The organism is Helcococcus massiliensis (assembly GCF_900258485.1).
Lineage (GTDB): Bacteria > Bacillota > Clostridia > Tissierellales > Peptoniphilaceae > Helcococcus > Helcococcus massiliensis.
Genome location: NZ_OGVE01000001.1, coordinates 245457 through 263953, shown reverse-complemented (window position 1 = coordinate 263953; position 18497 = coordinate 245457). Strand labels below are relative to the sequence as shown.

Genomic DNA, 18497 nt, shown 5'->3' with positions numbered 1-18497 from the left:
TGCTAATAGGTTTTACCTGCTGGCAGTTTCTTTAATTTATATAATATATTCGTCAAGAAAGATGATTTTATGGTATTATGTTTATTATAATAATTAAGAATGGAGACTGAAATGGTAGAAAGATATAATCCTAATGCGATTGAAAAAAAATGGCAAAAAATATGGGATAAGGAAAAAACATTTAAAACTGTTATGGATAAGAGTAAGGATAAATTTTACGGCTTAGTAGAATTCCCATATCCTTCAGGAGCAGGCTTGCACGTGGGTCACCCAAGGTCATATACAGCCTTAGATGTAATTTCAAGAAAAAGAAGAATGCAAGACCAGGTTGTTTTATATCCAATGGGTTTTGACGCCTTCGGTCTGCCAGCTGAAAATTATGCTATTAAAAATAAGATTCATCCAAAGATTGTTACAGAAGAAAATATAGCTAATTTTACTAGACAATTAAAATCTATTGGATTTTCTTTTGACTGGGACAGGATGATTGACACTACTGATCCAGATTATTACAAGTGGACCCAATGGATATTTGTACAAATGTTCAAAAAAGGGCTAGCTTACAAAAAAGAATTTCCAATTAACTGGTGCCCATCATGTAAGGTTGGTCTAGCCAATGAAGAAGTTGTTGGTGGTAAGTGTGAAAGATGTGGTAGTGAAGTAGAGCATAAGATAAGAAATCAATGGATGCTAAAGATTACAGAATATGCAGATAGACTTATTGATGATTTAGATACTGTAAACTACTTAGACCATATAAAGCAACAGCAAATAAATTGGATTGGAAGATCACACGGTGCAGAAATAGATTTTCAAATCAAAGATAAAGAAAACAAATTAAAAGTTTATACAACTAGACCAGATACTATCTATGGTGCTACATATATGGTAATAGCTCCAGAACATGAAATTATAAATGAATTGGCAGACTCGATTGAAAACTTAGAAGAAGTTAAAGCATACAAAGATGCAGCAAATAAAAAGTCCGAATTCGAGAGAACTGAAATGAATAAGGATAAAACTGGTATTGAGTTGAAAGGGCTTAAGGCTATAAACCCTGTATCTAAAGAAGAAATGCCTATATGGGTATCAGATTACGTAATGATAACCTATGGTACAGGTGCTATAATGGCTGTTCCAGCTCATGATACTAGGGACTATGAATTTGCTAAAAAGTTTAACTTAGCTATTAGAGAAGTTGTAAAAGGTGGAGATGTAAGCAAAGAGGCTTATACTGACACTGAAAATGGTGAAATTATTAATTCTAAATTAATAAATGGTTTAAAGGTTGATGAAGCTAAAGAAAAGATTATTCAAATCTTAGAAAAAGAAGGATTAGCTTCTAAAAAAACAAATTATAAGCTAAGAGACTGGGTGTTTTCTAGACAAAGATATTGGGGTGAACCAATACCTATGGTTTATTGTGAAGACCATGGTTGGACACCAGTTGATGAAAAAGACCTACCAGTTAAATTACCAGAAGTTGAAAATTATGAACCAAGTGGTGATGGGTCAAGTCCTCTAGCTGACATAGAAGAATTTGTTAAGACAACTTGTCCAATATGTGGTAAACCAGCAGAGAGAGAAACAGACACCATGCCACAATGGGGTGGATCATCATGGTACTACTTAAGATACATGGATCCTAAAAATGATGAAGCATTAGTAGGCAAGGAAGAAGAAGCCTTCTTTGGACCAGTAGACTGGTACAATGGTGGTAATGAACATACAACCTTGCACTTACTATATTCAAGATTTTGGCATAAATTCTTGTATGATATAGGAGTTGTATCAACAAAAGAACCATATATGAAACGTACTTCACATGGTATGATTTTGGGTGAAAATAACGAAAAAATGTCTAAATCAAGGGGGAATGTTGTAAACCCAGATGATATAGTTGCAAATTATGGTGCTGATACCTTAAGAACTTATGAAATGTTTATCTCTGAATTTGACAAGTCTGTGGCTTGGTCAGATGAAGGGGTAAATGGTATAAGAAAATATTTAGATAGGGTATGGAGACTTTTAGATATTTTAGTTGATGGTGGCCATTATTCTGAAGACTTAGAAGTTCTAATAAATCAAACAATTAAAAAAGTAAGCGATGATATTGAAAATATGAAATTCAATACAGCTATTTCACAATTAATGATTTTACAAAATGCTTTTGTTAAGAAAAATCAAGTTACTAGAAAAGAACTAGAAACTTATTTGATCTTATTAAATCCGTTTGCACCTCACATTACAGAAGAAATGTGGGAAAAGATTGGAAATACAGAACAATTAGCAAATCAAAATATATGGCCTTCATATGATGAAAATAAACTAGTTGCTGATGAAATAGATTTACCTGTACAAGTTAATGGAAAAATGAGGGGTAAATTGAAAGTATCTGTAAATGAAGATAAGGATAAAATTATAGACCTGGCAAAACAAGATGAAAATGTAAATAGTTTCATTGAAGGAAAAGAAATTGTAAAATTAATATATGTACCAGGCAAAATACTAAATATAGTTGTAAAATAGACTAAAGGAGTTGCTAGTAAATAGTAGCTCCTTTAATTCATTCTAAATATCAAGCTTACTTTAAATATTGCTCAATATTTGATATATTTAATTATAGGTTATTGTGCTAAATAGGAGTTTACAGATCTGTTTAGATTTTAAAACATATAATATTACATAGGTAGAAAAACCTTGACCATAAATTATTGAGGTGTAAATGAAAAAAATGAATTTTAATGAGTTAAGAACAGCTTTTCTTGACTTTTATGAAAATGAAAATGACCATATAAGACTTAAATCATATTCATTAATTCCAAATAATGATAAGAGTCTTTTATTAATAAACGCGGGTATGGCTCCACTTAAGGATTATTTTACAGGAGTTAAAAAGTTTCCTAAGAATAGGGCAACATCATCACAAAAGTGTATACGTACAGCTGATATAGAAAATGTAGGAAAAACCCATAGACATGCTACCTTCTTTGAAATGCTAGGTAATTTTTCATTCGGAGATTATTTTAAAAAAGAAGCTATAACATGGGCCTGGAGATTTTTAACAGAAATTATTGAATTAGATAAGGATAAACTTTCTGTTACAGTATATGAAAATGATGATGAAGCCTACAACATTTGGGCCAAGGAAATAGGACTAGATCCTTCTAAAATTTCAAGATTAGGTAAAGATGAAAACTTCTGGGAATTAGAAGAAGGTCCATGTGGACCATGTTCTGAAATTATGTATGATAGAGGTGAAGAATACACAGACCCTGAAGACAGATACTTGGAAATCTGGAACTTGGTATTTACACAATTTAATAAAAAGGCTAATGGTGAATATGAACCATTAGAACATAAAAATATTGATACCGGTATGGGCTTAGAAAGATTGGCTTTAATTGTAGAAGATGCTGCAAATATTTTTGAACTAGACTCATTTAGACCTTTGTTGACAGCTATTGAAGATTTATCAGGCCATAAATATGGAACAGATGAGAAATATGATGAATCATTCAGAGTAGTTATGGACCATACAAAGGCTATGACCTTCTTAATATATGATGGTGTTATACCTTCAAATGAGGGAAGGGGATATGTCCTAAGAAGACTAATGAGAAGAGCTATCAGACATGGTAAATTATTAAATATTGAAGGTCAATTCTTAGAAAAACTATCTAAAATAGTTATGGAAATTTATAAGACAGAATATCCAGAATTATTAGACGACAAAGATAGAATTTTCAAGATAATAAATAGGGAAGAAAAGAAATTCCAAGAAACATTAGACCAAGGTTTAGATATTTTAAATAAGATGATTTCTGATCTTGATGAAGATGTTAAAGAATTAAACGGTGAGGATGCTTTCAAACTATATGATACTTATGGATTCCCACTTGATTTAACCTTAGAGATTTTGGAAGAAAAATCATTAACTGTAAATAAAAAAGACTTTGAAGAAGCAATGAACAAGCAAAAAGAAAGTTCTAGACAACACACCTCATTTAAGGGTGGATGGGAAGATGATAAACTTGAAATATCAGGCTATCCAAAAACAGAGTTCTTAGGTTATGATCAAAATGATATAAAGGCAGATATTATAGGTATTGAATCCTTTGACGGTAACAGTTTATCTGAATCAGACAAGGCTGTAATAATTTTAGATAAAACGCCATTTTATGCAGAATCTGGTGGTCAAATTGGTGATACTGGTTATCTAAAATCTGATAATGGACTTATAAGAGTTTATAATACTAAAAAGACTGCTGATGATATTTTCTATCATTTTGTAGAAGTGGAAAATGGTGAATTTAATAAGGGTGATATAGTAGAAGCTAAAATAGATGTTGATAGAAGAGAAGATATCAAGAGAAATCACTCTGCTACTCACTTATTAAATAAGGCTCTAAAAACAGTTCTTGGAAATCATATTAACCAAGCAGGTTCCCTAGTTACAGATGAAAGACTTAGATTTGACTTTACCCATTACGAAGCTATCACAAAAGACCAATTAATTGAAATTGAAAGACTAGTAAATAAATCTATTTATGATAATTTACCGGTAAATATTAATGAAATGTCCTTAAAAGAGTCACAAGAAATTGGAGCAGTTGGACTATTTGAAGACAAATATAAAGACATAGTAAGAGTTGTTGATATGGGAGGATACTCTACAGAATTATGTGGTGGTACTCATGTAAATAACACTAGTGAGATTATGATGTTCAAAATTTTATCTGAATCTGGTATAGCCGCTGGTGTTCGTAGAATTGAAGCTATAACAGCTTTTAAAGTTTATGATTATATGAATCATATGATTGAAAAAGAAGATAAAATAAGTCACTTGTTGAAAACACCAAAGGATTCATTAGAAGATAAGATTTCATCTATATTACAAGAAGAAAAAGACTTGAAGAAAACAATTGAATCATTTAAATCATCTGTTGAAAATGGATTAATAGATTCATTAGTGGAAAAAGCAAAAGATATTGATGGTGTAAAGACAATAATTGCTAAGTTAAATGATCTTGATGGACAATCCCTAAAAAATATGGCTGATAAAATTCAAGCTAAGGACGGTGATTATATTTCTTTATTTGCATCTGTAGTAGATGATAAAATTATATATGTATGTTCAGTATCTAAAGCCTTGGTAAAGAAAAATATTAAAGCTGGTGATTTAGTTAAATTTGTTGCTCAATATACAGGTGGAAATGGTGGTGGAAGACCAGACTTTGCCCAAGCAGGTGGTAAAGAAGTTGATAAACTTGATGAAGCCTTGTTAAAATTGGAAGACTTTATTCAAGAAAAGATAAATTCATAAAATAGGAGACCATTATGCAAAAAGATTTTGATGAAACAATGAAGTTTAGTATGGAAAATTTAGAAGAAGCAAAACTTATAAACATAATGCAAGATGTTTATACTGCCCTAGAAGAAAAGGGCTATGATCCTGCAAGCCAAATTATTGGATATATTATTTCAGGTGATCCTACTTATATCACAAGTCATAAGGATGCTAGAAAGAAAATTAAACAAATTGATAGAAATGATATACTTGAGGATATCTTAGAGTTTTATTTTGTTAAAAATAATATTAAATAATACAAAACAAGGGTAGAAATCTTTCTACCCTTTTATGGGGTAATATGGATAGGTTTTTAGGTTTAGATTTAGGAAAAAAAACTATTGGAGTAGCAATTTCTGATCCAATGAAGATTTTTGCTAATGGTTTAGTGACTATAAAAAGAACGAGTGTAAGAGAAGATATAGATAAGTTAAAAAAGATAATAGAAGAAGAGAACATAGATAAGATAATTGTGGGTATGCCATACAATATGGATGGTAGTAAAGGTCCACAGGCTCAAAGAGTTATGAGTTTTGTAGATTTATTGAAAAAAGAGATTGACAATGAAATAATATATGAAGATGAAAGGCTTACAACTCTTGAAGCGGAAGAAGTGTTAATTAAACAAAAAGTTAGAAGAGAAAATAGAAAGGAGCATATAGATAAGATTGCAGCTTGTTTTATACTACAATCTTATTTAGACGCAAGGTGATTATGGATAATTTAGATCAATATATTGAAATTACTGATGGAGATACAACATTGAATCTACTCCTTTTAGACACATTTGGAGTAGATGACAAAGATTATGCAGCTTTACTAGATGAAGAAGTAGAAGAATTATATATTTTTGAGATTGAAACTGAAGGAGATGAAGCTGTATTTTATCCTATAGAAGATGATAAAGAGCTAGATGAAATCCTTGCTGTATATGCTGAACTTTTAGAAGATTAAATTAGATTGAAAGGTTAAATATGGCAAGATATTATAAAAAGAAAAAAAATCAAACAATAAAAATTATTCCTTTAGGTGGTGTTGGTGAAATTGGGAAAAATATGACCGCAGTTGAATACAACAATCAAATATTCATTATAGATGCAGGTACAACTTTCCCTGATGATTCAATGCCTGGTGTAGATATAGTAATACAAGACTTCACCTATTTAGAGGAAAATAAAGATAGAATAAAAGCATTATTGATAACTCATGGACACGAGGACCATATAGGTGCTGTTCCATACTTATTAAAAAAGATAAATACTAGAGTTTATAGTACAAGACTTACAAATGGATTAATCCAAGGAAAATTAGAGGAACATGGTTTACCAACAAACATGTTAAAAAACGTATCTCCTGGTCAAACAATTAGGCTAGGTGATGTTGATGTTGAATTTATTTCTGTAAACCACTCTATTCCTGCAGCTTGTGCTATAGCCCTTCATACAGAAGTTGGAACTATACTTTTCACAGGTGACTTTAAGGTTGACTATACACCTATAGATGGTGTTCATATGGACTTACAAAGACTTGGTGAACTTGGTAGACAAGGTGTACTAGCTATGTTAAGTGATTCAACTAATGTTGAGAGATCTGGTTATACAATGAGTGAAGTCTCGATTAGAGAAACTTTTAAGAAAGTTTTTTCAGAAGCTGAAGGACGAATTTGTGTAGCTACTTTTGCATCAAACTTGCACCGTGTACAACAGGTATTTGACGCTGCTGAATATCATAAGAAAAAGATATTTATATCAGGTAGGTCAATGGTAAGAAATATTGGGATAGCTGTTGAACTAGGATATTTAAGAGTTAAAAAAGACACTATTCAAGATATTAGCAAGATTAATAAGTTCAAGGATAATGAAATTGTTATGTTGACTACTGGTAGTCAGGGTGAACAAATGGCTGCTCTTACTAGAATGGCTAGGGGAGACCATAGACAATTAAAATTAGAAAAAGGTGATACGGTAATTATTTCTGCATCTCCAATCCCTGGTAATGAAGAGTCAGTTTCAACTGTTATAAACAATCTAGCAAAATTAGGTGTTAAAACAGTTTACTCAGCCCTAGCAGATGTTCACGTTTCAGGACACGCATCTAGGGAAGAGTTAAAGCTAATGCTTGCTCTAGTTAGACCTAAATACTTTATACCGGTACATGGTGAACTTAGACACCAAATTATGCACAAAGAACTCTGTGTATCTATGGGTGCTAAAGAAAAAGATTGTTTTATATTAGAATTAGGTGATGTCTTAGAATTAACTAATAATTCTGCAAAGATTGTTGGTAAGGTACCAGCAGGAAAAGTTTTAGTTGATGGTTTAGGAATAGGTGACGTAGGTAATATTGTTCTTAAGGATAGACAGAAATTATCAGATGATGGTATTATCACAGCTTCAATGGTTTGGGATAGTAAAGCTAAAAAAATAGTTGGCAATCCACAAATTTTATCAAGAGGATTTGTCTATGTTAAAGATTCGCAAGATTTAATGGATGGAGCTTATAAAATTTTAGGTAAACTTAAAAATGAAATTAACAATAAAAAGATTACTGATGTAGCAGAAATGAAACGCCAAGTAATTGATAGGTTAAAATCATATACAAGAAAGGAATTAAATAGAGACCCTATAATATTAATAATGATCTCTGAAATATAAGGAGGTATAGATGAAAGAATCTATAATAAATAGAAAAAGAATAGAATCCATATTCTATATTTTAGTAGGTACATTTATAATGACGACAGGTACAATATTTTTTAATATACCATTAAAAATTGCAGCTGGCGGAGTTACTGGTTTTGCCCAAGTAATTAATTATTACATACCTAATTTAAATATTGGTTTGGTAATGGGTGTATTGAATGTTATTTTGCTCTTGGTCGGATATATGGTTATAGGTAAAGAATTTGGATTATATACTATTATAGGGGCGGGGTCATATTCAGGTTTTATGACCATATTTGATGCCTTAATTGAAATTAAAGAACCTATCTTAGGTGATAATTTAGCAAATCTAATCTTGGGTGCCGTTCTAATAGGACTGGGGCTAGCCATAGTATTTAGACAAAATGCATCAACAGGTGGAACTGACGTTTTAGCTAAAATATTAGAATCTAAAATGGGAATATCAGTTAGCAAAGGGATGTTGATAGTAGATGCATTTGTAATAGCCTTAGCTGGTTTTACTTTTGGTTTACAGTCTGGTATTTATGCATTTATGTCCCTATATATAACAACATGGGTCCTAGATAATACCATTGCTGGATTTAACTCAAAAATTCAAATGGTTATTGTATCTAAGGAAATTGAAAATATTAATAATTTTATCCACAAGGAAATTAATAGAGGAACAACTTTTTACGATGCTAGAGGTGGATATACTAAAAAAGAACAAAATGTACTAGTATCTATAGTTGATACAAAACAGTATATTAAAATAAGAAATTATATTAATAGTATAGATGACGACGCATTCGTATATATAACAAATATAAATGAAGTTATCGGATATGGTTTCTCAAGAGAGGCGGCAAATAATGTACAAATTAGGGAAAACGCAAACGCTAATAATTAAAAGAATTACTAGTATCGGTGCTTTTTTAGGAGAAACCATTGACTCAGACGATAAAGATGATGTTTTAATACCTAAAAAGTACTTAAGAAAAAATAAAGAAGTGGGCGATAGCCTAGAAGTATTTATATATAAAGACAATCAAAATAGACCTATAGCTACTAGTAAAAAACCTAAGGCTGAAGTAGGAGACTTAGCAATTTTACAAGTGGTAGATACAACGAAAATAGGTGCTTTTCTTGATTGGGGATTAGACAAAGATCTTTTATTACCTTTTGAAGAACAAGTAGGTCAGATAAAAAAATATGATTATCATCTTGTTGGTGTATATATAGATAAATCTGAAAGATTAACTGCTACTATGAAGGTAGATGATTATTTTGCTAACGATGGAAAAATAAAAGAAGATGATTGGGTAGACGGCATTATTTATGCCTATGATTCAGCCTATGGTGCCTTTATATTAGTTGAAGGTAAGTATAACGGGATGCTCCACCAAGATGAAATAGCAGGTGTACCTAAAGTTGGAGATAGTATAAGGTTAAGGGTTAAAAAAGTCAAAGAAGATGGTAAACTTGACCTTACTTACAATAATAGGGCCCATGTGGAGCTAAATAAAGATGCTAATTTGATTTATAAGACTTTAGCAGATAACGGTGGATACTTAAAGGTTAATGATAAGAGTGATCCGAAGCTCATAAAATCAGTCTTCAATATGTCGAAGTCTCAATTTAAGAGATCTATAGGAAGATTGTACAAACAAAGAAAGATTAATATTACTAAAGACGGTATAAAATTACTTAAATAGGAGGATATATGTCAAATAAAGTTTATTACAGAGTGAATGGGAAAGAAATAACACAAGATATGGTACATGATTTTGTGCACAGCATGGGACCACAAGGTCAAACTTTCCATAACGAAGAAGGGTTTAAACAAGTAGCAGAAGAATTACTAAACCAAGAACTTTTTTACTTAGATGCCAAAGAAAATGAATTAGAGAAAGATGCAGATTTTATAAAAGAGTTAGACTTACTAAAAGATCAATTCTTAAAACAATATGCAATCAGAAAATTTTTGGATAATGTTTCTGTATCTGAAGATGAAGTTAAAGAAATGTATGAAAGCAACAAAGATTCATTAAAGGATGTTTATAAGTTCAAGGCATCACATATACTAGTTGATGATGAAGATAAGGCTAAAGAAATTAAAGAAAAATTAGATAATGGTGAAAGTTTTGAAGACCTTGCTAAAGAGTTTTCAAAGGATGGATCAGGAAGTTTAGGTGGATCCTTAGGAGAATTCTACAGTGGACAAATGGTGCCAGAATTTGAAAATGCTTTATTAGAATTATCAATCGATGAAATTTCAAATCCTGTTAAGAGTCAATTTGGTTATCATATTATAAAATTGGAAGACAAATCTCTAGAAAGAGAAAATACTTATGAAAACTATAAGGATGACATCCAAAGAAACCTACAAATGTCAAAACAACAAGAAGAATATTTCAATAAAACTAATGAATTAAAAGATAAATATAAAGTAGAAAGAGTTGACTAATGGAACAATTAAAGCAATCAACTGCATATGCAGTATTTAAAAATTTTGAAAAAATATCACAAATACCAAGATGTTCAAATGATGAAGAAAAAATATCTGAGTTTATTTATGATTTTGGAAAGAGATTAGGATTAGATACAAAAAGAGATGATACAGGTAACGTACTTATAGTAAAACCTGCAAGTCCTTCCTTTGAAGGTCATGATCCAGTTATTTTACAAGCACACTTGGATATGGTTTGTGAAAAAACTGAAGACTCACTTCACAATTTCACTTGCGATCCTATCGATATAGTTATAGATGGTGATTTTATAAAAGCAAAAGATACAACACTTGGTGCCGATGATGGAGCTGGAGTAGCCTTGATGATGGCTATACTAGAAGATAATAAATTAGAACATCCAAAGTTAGAATGTATTTTTACAACTACAGAAGAGACAGGTATGGATGGTGCTTTAGCTTTATCAGACCAATGGTTAACAGGTAAAAACTTAATTAACTTAGATAATGAAGAAGATTGGATTGTCATAGTAGGTTGTGCAGGTGGTATAAATGCATACCTAGATTTAGATTTAAACTTTGTTGAAACAAGAAATCTAAATAATTTCCAAATTAAAGTTTCTGGCCTAAGAGGTGGTCACTCTGGTTCTACAATTGGTGAAGCTAGGTTAAATGCTATAAAACTATTAGATTCATTATTAATTAAGCTACAAAATGAGCTTCCATTAAAGTTAAGTAAAATTGAAGGTGGTTCAAAACATAATGCTATTCCTTCAATGGCCAATGCCATAATTGGGGTAGAAGCTGAAGATGTAGAGAGTTTAAAAGAACATTTTGAAGCTATTAGCCTAGAATTAAAAGATTTATATCTAAAAAGAGAATTAGATTTAGAGTTTACTTTAGAAGAAGTAGAAAAAGAAGATGATTTATACATTGATGACGAACAAGCTAAATTAATATTAAGATCTTTATCAACTTTCCCACATGGGGTAAATAGTTATGACAAAGAATTAAATATCGTTAGATCTTCAAATAACTTAGCAAAAGTAAGAACAACAGAAGGTAGTTTTTATATAGAAACTTCAATAAGAAGTTCACATGATCAAGATTTAGAAGATTTGAAAGATGCTGTTAAAAAACAAGCAGAATTATATGGATACAAGATAAGATTTTCTGAAGGATATCCAATGTGGAAACCTGAATTCGAAACTGAATTACTAGATAAGGCAGTAAGCACATATAAATCAATAAGAAATGAAGATATGGAAGTTTTAGTAATACATGCAGGATTAGAAACAGGCATATTAAGTCAAAAATATCCTGATGTTCATATGATAGCTATGGGACCTACAATAACAGGCGCTCACACACCTAATGAACAATGGTCAATATCTTCTACAGAATTTATCTTTGAATATTTGAAAACGTTATTAAAAAATTTGTAAAAGTCTCCTAAAAAGTGTATATTTAAATAAAGGAATGTAGGAGGTTTTATGGATAAAGATTTAAATTATGATGACGATTATTCTAACCCATATGATGGATTAGAGATATACGATGTTATGGATGAATTCGATATCGAAGATGATGATTATGATGAATTTGAAGATTTAGAAGATTATGAAGATTTTCAAACAATCATTTTGACTTTGGAAGATGATCGTGAGCTTGAATGTGTAATACTTGCTGAGTATGAAATAGACGGTCAAGACTATGTAGCCTTACTACCGGTCGAAAATGACGATGATGAAATATTATTGTATAGAGCAAATTATACTGAGGATAGTAATCCTTTTGAAGTAGAGTTAATCGAAGATGAAGATGAATTTAAACTCGCTGTAGATGCCTACTACGAAGTTGTAGATTCTCATGACCACCATCATGAATGTGGAGATGATTGTGATCACGATCACGACCATGATCATGAATAAATATAATAGAAAAGGATGTGTTATATGATTACTTTAATTTTAGGAAAATCAGGAAGTGGAAAAACAAAACACCTTATTGAAAATGCTAACAATGAAAAAGCAAGAGGTAACGGAAATATAGTATTTATAGATACTGATGATTCACATATATTCACATTAGACTATGCTGTGAGACTTATAAATGCTAAAAACTTCCACATTGACAATGTAGACGCTTTATATGGCTTTATTTCAGGTATAGTTTCAAGAGACTATGATATTGAAAAAATATACTTAGATGGTATATACGAAATTATTGATTTTACAGATGAAGATTTAAGAACTTTAGCAGAGAAACTAAATGTGTTAACAAAGGATAACGATATAGAAATCTTAATGGGATTAGATAAACACGAAGAAGAATTACCTGAAGGACTAGAAGTAGAAATTAAGGTATTATAGTGTGCAAATCTGAAAAAGGTAAATTAGATCGATTTATAGAACTTAGAAATTTATATATAGATTTATTAGAAAACAAATCTATAAATAAACAAGAATTTAACCACAAAAACAATGAAATTTTTCAACTAATAAATCTAAGACCCTTCGTGGTCTTAGATTCTTTTGAAAAAGCCTTATATAATTATAATTATTATAATTCTAAGGCTAAACTTGATATGGAAAATTATAATAGACATAGGAATAGTAAAAATAATAGGAAGGCTAGGATAGCATTAAATAACTGTTCTAACAACTATTGTCTAAAAGATGATTCTGTTATGGCGATGATATTGTTAGAAGATCCTCAATATATAGATGCTTATTACATTAATATGCATTCAAAAAATTTATCCGATCAAATTTTCGAAATTTATTTTACTAATAAAGATAGAGTAATTTTACATACTAAAAATACAAAAATAAAAAACACTTTAGAAGATATGGGATGCTTTGACGAAAAATGTAGAGACTCCTTGATAGCTTCATATGTAAATAATTAAAGGAGCAGTACGAAATAGTAATTCGTAATGCTCCTTTATTGATTATTTTATAATAGATAAATTAATGTATTACAAGTATTTCTTTAATCTTTTCAAAATCCATATTTTTTTCAAGTTCAAAATTTCCAGAATTAAATACAGCTTCTTTATCAGTAAAAGATTCTATAAATTTTTCTTTGTCTTTTATAACACCATAAGAAAGTAATATTTCACTAGCTTGGTCTAGGTTGACACCAGCAGGTATACTTACATTAATTTTACTTTCAGCTATAGTTTCAGTTTGATTAGTACTAACTTCGCTAGCTATAACTTCATTGCTATGCTCAATGTTTATTAATTGATTCATGCTAAAGTATATTAGATATACAGCTCCTATAGCGACCAAAATAGATAAGAGTATATCACTAAAATTATAGAAAAAATCTTTTATATATTTCATCTTATCTCCTTTCATCTACTCAATATTTCCTAAGTATGCTACAATAATAACATAAAAAGGATTAAAAAGAAATGAGAAAAATTACGATAGAATCAAATGATTCACAACAAACATTAATAAAATTTCTTAACAAATATTTAAACAAGGCGCCAAATTCGCTTTTATATAAATGGATAAGAAAGAAAAAAATAAAAGTAAATAAAAAAAGAGTTGAGTCTAATTATAAATTAAAAGAAGGGGATATCCTTTACCTATATATTTATGATGAAGAATTGGAGAAGTGGATAGTGGATAATAAGCCGTTTAAGTCTCTAATAGATGTAGACATAGCCTTCGAAAATTCTGATGTGATGATTATGGATAAAGATCAAAATACCCTAGTCCATGCTGCAGATAAATCAGACTATGGTAAAAATTTAGTAGATTTTATGATAGATTTAATGATCTCAAATGAAGAATACATTCCAAGACTTGAAACTAGTTTTAGACCAGCTATTGTCAATAGATTAGATAGAAACACTAGAGGTCTAGTTATTGGAGCGAAAAATAGGGAAACCCTGCTTAATTTAAATCAAGAACAAGATAAAATTTCTAAATTTTATCTTGCTATAGTACATGGGAAGATTGATAGAAAGATAGAAATTCAAAATGAATTAGAAAAGGATGATAACAACCAAGTTCATGTTGTAAAATCTGGTAAGAAATCAAAGACTATAATAAGACCATTAAAATATAATGATGAATATTCTTTAGTAGAAGTTGAATTACTTACTGGGAGGACTCATCAAATTAGAGTTAGCTTATCAGATATTGGACATCCAATCTTGGGCGATAGAAGATATGGTATTGAAGATAGGGATAAAAGGTATAAGGACCAACAATTGATCGCTTATAAGCTTCAATTTAGCAAGAATATATCTGTATCTAGTCTTAGAGGTAAAGTAATTAAAAGCAAATATGAAAAATATATTTATAATTTATATGAAAATTTAGTAGGAGAAGTAAATGGCTAAAAAAATTTTGTTGGTAGAGGACGAATTAGCGATAAGAAAATTTACAAAAATAAATATTGAAAAAGCTGGATATGAAGTTTTAGAAGCTGGTACTGGTGAAGAAGGAGTGGAAATCGCTTTTAAGGAAAAACCAGAAGTAGCTATTTTAGATGTCATGCTACCAGGTATAGATGGTTTTGAAGTATGCGAAATTTTAAGGAATGAGATGCCAGGAATTGGAATAATTATGTTAACAGCAAAATCTCAGGATGTAGATAGGATTTTAGGATTAGAAAAAGGTGCTGATGATTATATGAATAAACCTTTTAATCCACAAGAGTTAATTTTAAGAATAAATTCTTTGGTTAGAAGATTAGATTTTTCACATAATTTTGAAAGTACTCATCATTCAAGTTTAGAATACGGACCTTTCAAATTAGATTCATATTCTAAACAATTTACTAAAAATGGTAAGGTAATAGACTTAACACCTACAGAATTGTTATTGATAAAAATATTTATGGAAAATGAAGGCAAGGCCTTCACAAGAGAAGATTTACTTGAAAAAGCCTGGGGAAATGATAGTAGGGCCGATACTAAGATTATTGACGTAAACATTAGAAGGATTAGAGCTAAAATAGAGGATGATTCTGCCAAACCAAAATATTTACATACAGTATGGGGCGTAGGTTATAGATGGGGAAATTAGTAGATTACATAAATAAGAAAAAAGATAGTTTAAAGTTTAGTTTAGTTTTTTATTATATGTTAATATTCTTTATTTTTGTATCTGTATTCGTGGTATTTTCTTTTTTTTCAGTTAGAGACTATTACTACAATACTTTAAAAAATAATATGCTTTCTCAATCTATTTATTCAACAGAGTTATATGATTCATATATTTCTTCATACACTTTAAGTGATGTAGTATTGAATGAAAGATTTGAGTTTTTAAATAACATAGATGGTCAAGTTCAATTATTAGATAACAATGGACTAGTTTATTATGATAGCTTAGGTTCATCTATGGTAGGAGAAAAAGCTATTGATCCAAATAGTTTACTAACAAATAATGAATCATACAAATTTGTGATAGATAATATTCATAATAAGATGTCACTAAACTATCCTATTACAACAAATAATAGTCAGATAGGTATATTGAGGACTATTACTTCTCTAGATCAAGTAAATTTTGAAATCGGAAAAAGGATGCTTCTATTTATATTATTTGGATTCATATCACTAATGTCCGGTTTTGCTTTATTATATTACTTCAGTGGTAAATTACTAAAACCTGTAAATATGTTAACTGGTTTAGCGAGAAAATTATCAGATGGGCAATACGAAGAGAAGTCAAATATGCCATATGCTGGGGAAATTGGTGAATTGGCAGAAGTAATGGACCAATTGAGTGAAAATATTTTACTTAAAGAAGAAATGAAGAATGATTTTATATCCTCGGTTTCTCACGAGCTTAGGACACCTTTGACTTCCATTAAAGGCTGGGCATTGACTTTACAAGATTCAAGCTTGGATGATGAAACTAGAAATGAAGGGCTAAAAATTATAGAATCTGAATCAGACAGATTATCTGATATGGTAGAAGATTTATTAGACTTTTCTAGGTTTACATCACCATCATTCACCTTAAGTAAATCGAAATTAGACTTAATTCCTATTGTAAAAAATATAGTAAAACAAATGAGACCGAGAAGTAATCAAAAAGATGTAGATTTAATTTTAGATTACACTGATAATGAAGTCGTTTTAATTGCTGATGAAAACAGATTAAAGCAAGTCTTTATTAACATCATAGACAACGCGATAAAATTTACTGATGCAGGTGGAAGTATTGTAGTATCAATTGAACTTGACAAGGAAAAACATATTGTTAATTGCAGTGTTATTGACTCAGGAATTGGTATCAGTGAAGAAGAAATTAAAAAAGTTACAACTAAATTTTATAAAGGATCATCAGCTCAATCTAGGACAGGTTTAGGATTATCTATTTGTGAAGAAATAATAGTGAAACATAATGGGAAGTTAGAAATATCAAGTGTTTTAGACAAGGGAACAACAGTTTCTTTTGAGCTACCATTAGCGGAGGATGAAGATGTTGAAGAAGAGTAAAATATTGATGCTATTATTTTCATTACTATTATTGGTTTCATGTTCAAATAAAAATGATAGAAATAATGATAAATTAAACATTATTAATAGACCAGAAGTTGACCTAGGCATACAAGGTGTATGGGAAAAAGTATACGAATATAATATTGCTGATGAAAAAACAATAGAAAATATTAATTCAGAAGAATTATTTATTTCTAAAGAGGTAGTTAATTTTAAGGACTCATATATACTAGATCCAAAAATTAATTCAAGACTAGTCAATTATGACTTATATATGAAAAATAAAATCACTAATCCACCAAAAGAGATTGGCCAAAGTGATGTTATGATAAAGGTATATGAGTTTTCTAATAATGTAGCCATATCTCAAGAATTTATACTTTTACCAGATTCTAGATTACTTACAATATATTTAGGTAATATTAGTATTTATGATAAAAAAAGTGAAGTAAGTAAAAGTGTAGCCCAAGAAAAATACGAACATGTTAAAGGGATGATAACAGGTGGTCAAGGGGTAAATGATAGGAAATTTGCTTTGGCTATATCCTTTAGGGAAAGAGATTCTGAAGTGAGCAATTTTTCTAAGCATAATTATTACACTTACTATATGAAAAAAACTAAAGATGATAAATATCCAAGTGTTTTAAAAGTGAGGGATATTGTTTTACCAAAAACAACTGAGCTATGGACTGTGGAGCAAGAAATTTTAGATAATAGAGATGGTTCTTTTAATCATCAAAAATTAACTGCTAAACCAACATTTACTGAAGAAATGAAAAAAACAAATTCTATTCAAGATAATTTTTATAGGAGGATAGACTACGTTAATAAAGATTATATAGCCGTAACAAATTTTGACCATAGTAAAGGCAATATATCGGAAAGTTATAACATATTTGATTTCCAAGACCTATCCAAAAAAACACCATTAGAAATAAGTGAAATTGCTGGTCCTAATGGAGTTGAAATATATCAAACAACATTCAAAGAAAATGCCAACCTTATTTTTAATAGTCAAGATTTAAATGCTATAGATTTAAAAGCTGATTTATCAAGAGTTGGCCTTCAAAGAATTAGAAATGGTTGGAAATTTATTTCAGGTATAGACCAAGAAATAAGTAGTAATGGTGGAAGTAGAATATATAGAAAGTTTGATTTAAATATAAAGCCTATCATCGATATTGCTAAGACCCAAGCTACAAAACTTACATGGAGAGATATTTTGGAAAGAAGACCAAACGCCATAGATGCAACAATATCTCCAGAAAATGATTTTGTATTAATACAATCTAGAGATACTTTGGAACTATACCCAATTTACTATAATTATATTAGTAGTAATCCACTCTTTACTATTCATAACACTGAAAATTATGAAATAGTCATGGAAGAATGGATAGAAGATAAAAATATAGATGATCTATATAATGAGTTTTCTAAACTTCCACAATTAAATAATCATATAGTATTTGAATGATAGTATTACTAGTAAATAATAAGCCCCAGAACTTTGATTTCTGGGGCCTTAACTTTATAATC

Annotated in this window: 18 protein-coding genes; 17 read left to right on the top strand and 1 reads right to left on the bottom strand. The window is 30.0% G+C overall.

The features are described from left to right. Positions 1-111: 111 nt before the first annotated feature. The 13 genes from leuS to C4Q29_RS01165 all read left to right on the top strand — a co-directional run bounded on the left by leuS (position 112) and on the right by C4Q29_RS01165 (position 13391). Positions 112-2529, top strand: a complete 2418-nt coding sequence (leuS, locus tag C4Q29_RS01225) for a leucine--tRNA ligase (RefSeq protein ID WP_103981007.1) — start codon at positions 112-114, stop codon at positions 2527-2529. A 196-nt stretch (positions 2530-2725) separates the two neighbouring features. Further along, positions 2726-5326 carry an alanine--tRNA ligase gene (gene alaS, locus C4Q29_RS01220; protein ID WP_103981006.1) on the top strand — a complete coding sequence of 867 codons (2601 nt, stop codon included), beginning with the start codon at positions 2726-2728 and terminating at the stop codon, positions 5324-5326. A gap of 11 nt (positions 5327-5337) precedes the next feature. After that, positions 5338-5607 (top strand): IreB family regulatory phosphoprotein, encoded by a 270-nt coding sequence (locus C4Q29_RS01215; RefSeq protein WP_103981005.1) that lies wholly within the window; start codon positions 5338-5340, stop codon positions 5605-5607. 44 nt (positions 5608-5651) lie between these two features. Further along, positions 5652-6062: a Holliday junction resolvase RuvX gene (gene ruvX, locus C4Q29_RS01210; protein ID WP_103981004.1), complete on the top strand. Its 411-nt coding sequence runs from the start codon at positions 5652-5654 to the stop codon at positions 6060-6062. A gap of 2 nt (positions 6063-6064) precedes the next feature. Then, complete coding sequence (locus C4Q29_RS01205) at positions 6065-6304, top strand: DUF1292 domain-containing protein (protein ID WP_103981003.1); 240 nt, start codon at positions 6065-6067, stop codon at positions 6302-6304. A gap of 20 nt (positions 6305-6324) precedes the next feature. Continuing rightward, a complete protein-coding gene (locus C4Q29_RS01200) occupies positions 6325-8004 on the top strand; it encodes a ribonuclease J (protein ID WP_103981002.1) in 1680 nt (559 codons plus the stop codon). 10 nt (positions 8005-8014) lie between these two features. Further along, positions 8015-8923: a YitT family protein gene (locus tag C4Q29_RS01195; protein WP_103981001.1), complete on the top strand. Its 909-nt coding sequence runs from the start codon at positions 8015-8017 to the stop codon at positions 8921-8923. Beyond that, positions 8886-9728, top strand: a complete 843-nt coding sequence (locus C4Q29_RS01190; protein ID WP_103981000.1) for a CvfB family protein — start codon at positions 8886-8888, stop codon at positions 9726-9728. Before C4Q29_RS01195 ends, C4Q29_RS01190 begins: the two co-directional genes overlap by 38 nt. Positions 9729-9736: 8 nt before the next feature. Beyond that, positions 9737-10480, top strand: a complete 744-nt coding sequence (locus C4Q29_RS01185) for a peptidylprolyl isomerase (RefSeq protein WP_103980999.1) — start codon at positions 9737-9739, stop codon at positions 10478-10480. Continuing rightward, entirely contained in the window at positions 10480-11925 is a 1446-nt protein-coding gene (locus C4Q29_RS01180; RefSeq protein ID WP_103980998.1) for an aminoacyl-histidine dipeptidase, read from the top strand. Before C4Q29_RS01185 ends, C4Q29_RS01180 begins: the two co-directional genes overlap by 1 nt. 48 nt (positions 11926-11973) lie before the next feature. After that, complete coding sequence (locus C4Q29_RS01175; protein WP_103980997.1) at positions 11974-12411, top strand: DUF1292 domain-containing protein; 438 nt, start codon at positions 11974-11976, stop codon at positions 12409-12411. Positions 12412-12435: 24 nt separating this feature from the next. Beyond that, positions 12436-12852 carry a P-loop NTPase family protein gene (locus C4Q29_RS01170; RefSeq protein ID WP_103980996.1) on the top strand — a complete coding sequence of 139 codons (417 nt, stop codon included), beginning with the start codon at positions 12436-12438 and terminating at the stop codon, positions 12850-12852. Beyond that, positions 12852-13391 (top strand): DUF6648 family protein, encoded by a 540-nt coding sequence (locus C4Q29_RS01165; RefSeq protein WP_103980995.1) that lies wholly within the window; start codon positions 12852-12854, stop codon positions 13389-13391. The genes C4Q29_RS01170 and C4Q29_RS01165 overlap by 1 nt, the downstream gene beginning before the upstream one ends. Before the next feature lie 61 nt (positions 13392-13452). On the opposite strand, the gene C4Q29_RS01160 is transcribed toward C4Q29_RS01165, so the two are convergent. Next, positions 13453-13830 (bottom strand): hypothetical protein, encoded by a 378-nt coding sequence (locus C4Q29_RS01160; protein ID WP_103980994.1) that lies wholly within the window; start codon positions 13828-13830, stop codon positions 13453-13455. A gap of 71 nt (positions 13831-13901) precedes the next feature. Between C4Q29_RS01160 and C4Q29_RS01155 the strand changes: the two genes are divergently transcribed. Genes C4Q29_RS01155 through C4Q29_RS01140 form a run of 4 tightly spaced genes read left to right on the top strand, consistent with a single transcriptional unit; the run spans position 13902 to position 18435 of the window. Next, positions 13902-14843, top strand: a complete 942-nt coding sequence (locus tag C4Q29_RS01155; protein WP_103980993.1) for an RluA family pseudouridine synthase — start codon at positions 13902-13904, stop codon at positions 14841-14843. Then, the gene (locus C4Q29_RS01150) at positions 14836-15531 is read left to right on the top strand and encodes a response regulator transcription factor (RefSeq protein ID WP_103980992.1); all 696 of its coding nucleotides are present in this window, start codon (positions 14836-14838) and stop codon (positions 15529-15531) included. The genes C4Q29_RS01155 and C4Q29_RS01150 overlap by 8 nt, the downstream gene beginning before the upstream one ends. After that, on the top strand, positions 15519-16955 hold the full coding sequence (locus tag C4Q29_RS01145) for a sensor histidine kinase (protein WP_103980991.1): 1437 nt from the start codon (positions 15519-15521) through the stop codon (positions 16953-16955). Before C4Q29_RS01150 ends, C4Q29_RS01145 begins: the two co-directional genes overlap by 13 nt. Beyond that, entirely contained in the window at positions 16939-18435 is a 1497-nt protein-coding gene (locus C4Q29_RS01140) for a hypothetical protein (protein WP_103980990.1), read from the top strand. The genes C4Q29_RS01145 and C4Q29_RS01140 overlap by 17 nt, the downstream gene beginning before the upstream one ends. Positions 18436-18497 lie beyond the last annotated feature (62 nt).

Coding starts and splice junctions, on each gene's coding strand:
- leuS (WP_103981007.1), top strand. CDS start 112: ATGGTAGAAAGATATAATCCTAATGCGATTGAAAAAAAATGGCAAAAA.
- alaS (WP_103981006.1), top strand. CDS start 2,726: ATGAAAAAAATGAATTTTAATGAGTTAAGAACAGCTTTTCTTGACTTT.
- ruvX (WP_103981004.1), top strand. CDS start 5,652: ATGGATAGGTTTTTAGGTTTAGATTTAGGAAAAAAAACTATTGGAGTA.
- C4Q29_RS01205 (WP_103981003.1), top strand. CDS start 6,065: ATGGATAATTTAGATCAATATATTGAAATTACTGATGGAGATACAACA.
- C4Q29_RS01200 (WP_103981002.1), top strand. CDS start 6,325: ATGGCAAGATATTATAAAAAGAAAAAAAATCAAACAATAAAAATTATT.
- C4Q29_RS01195 (WP_103981001.1), top strand. CDS start 8,015: ATGAAAGAATCTATAATAAATAGAAAAAGAATAGAATCCATATTCTAT.
- C4Q29_RS01190 (WP_103981000.1), top strand. CDS start 8,886: ATGTACAAATTAGGGAAAACGCAAACGCTAATAATTAAAAGAATTACT.
- C4Q29_RS01185 (WP_103980999.1), top strand. CDS start 9,737: ATGTCAAATAAAGTTTATTACAGAGTGAATGGGAAAGAAATAACACAA.
- C4Q29_RS01180 (WP_103980998.1), top strand. CDS start 10,480: ATGGAACAATTAAAGCAATCAACTGCATATGCAGTATTTAAAAATTTT.
- C4Q29_RS01175 (WP_103980997.1), top strand. CDS start 11,974: ATGGATAAAGATTTAAATTATGATGACGATTATTCTAACCCATATGAT.
- C4Q29_RS01170 (WP_103980996.1), top strand. CDS start 12,436: ATGATTACTTTAATTTTAGGAAAATCAGGAAGTGGAAAAACAAAACAC.
- C4Q29_RS01160 (WP_103980994.1), bottom strand. CDS start 13,830: ATGAAATATATAAAAGATTTTTTCTATAATTTTAGTGATATACTCTTA.
- C4Q29_RS01155 (WP_103980993.1), top strand. CDS start 13,902: ATGAGAAAAATTACGATAGAATCAAATGATTCACAACAAACATTAATA.
- C4Q29_RS01150 (WP_103980992.1), top strand. CDS start 14,836: ATGGCTAAAAAAATTTTGTTGGTAGAGGACGAATTAGCGATAAGAAAA.
- C4Q29_RS01145 (WP_103980991.1), top strand. CDS start 15,519: ATGGGGAAATTAGTAGATTACATAAATAAGAAAAAAGATAGTTTAAAG.
- C4Q29_RS01140 (WP_103980990.1), top strand. CDS start 16,939: ATGTTGAAGAAGAGTAAAATATTGATGCTATTATTTTCATTACTATTA.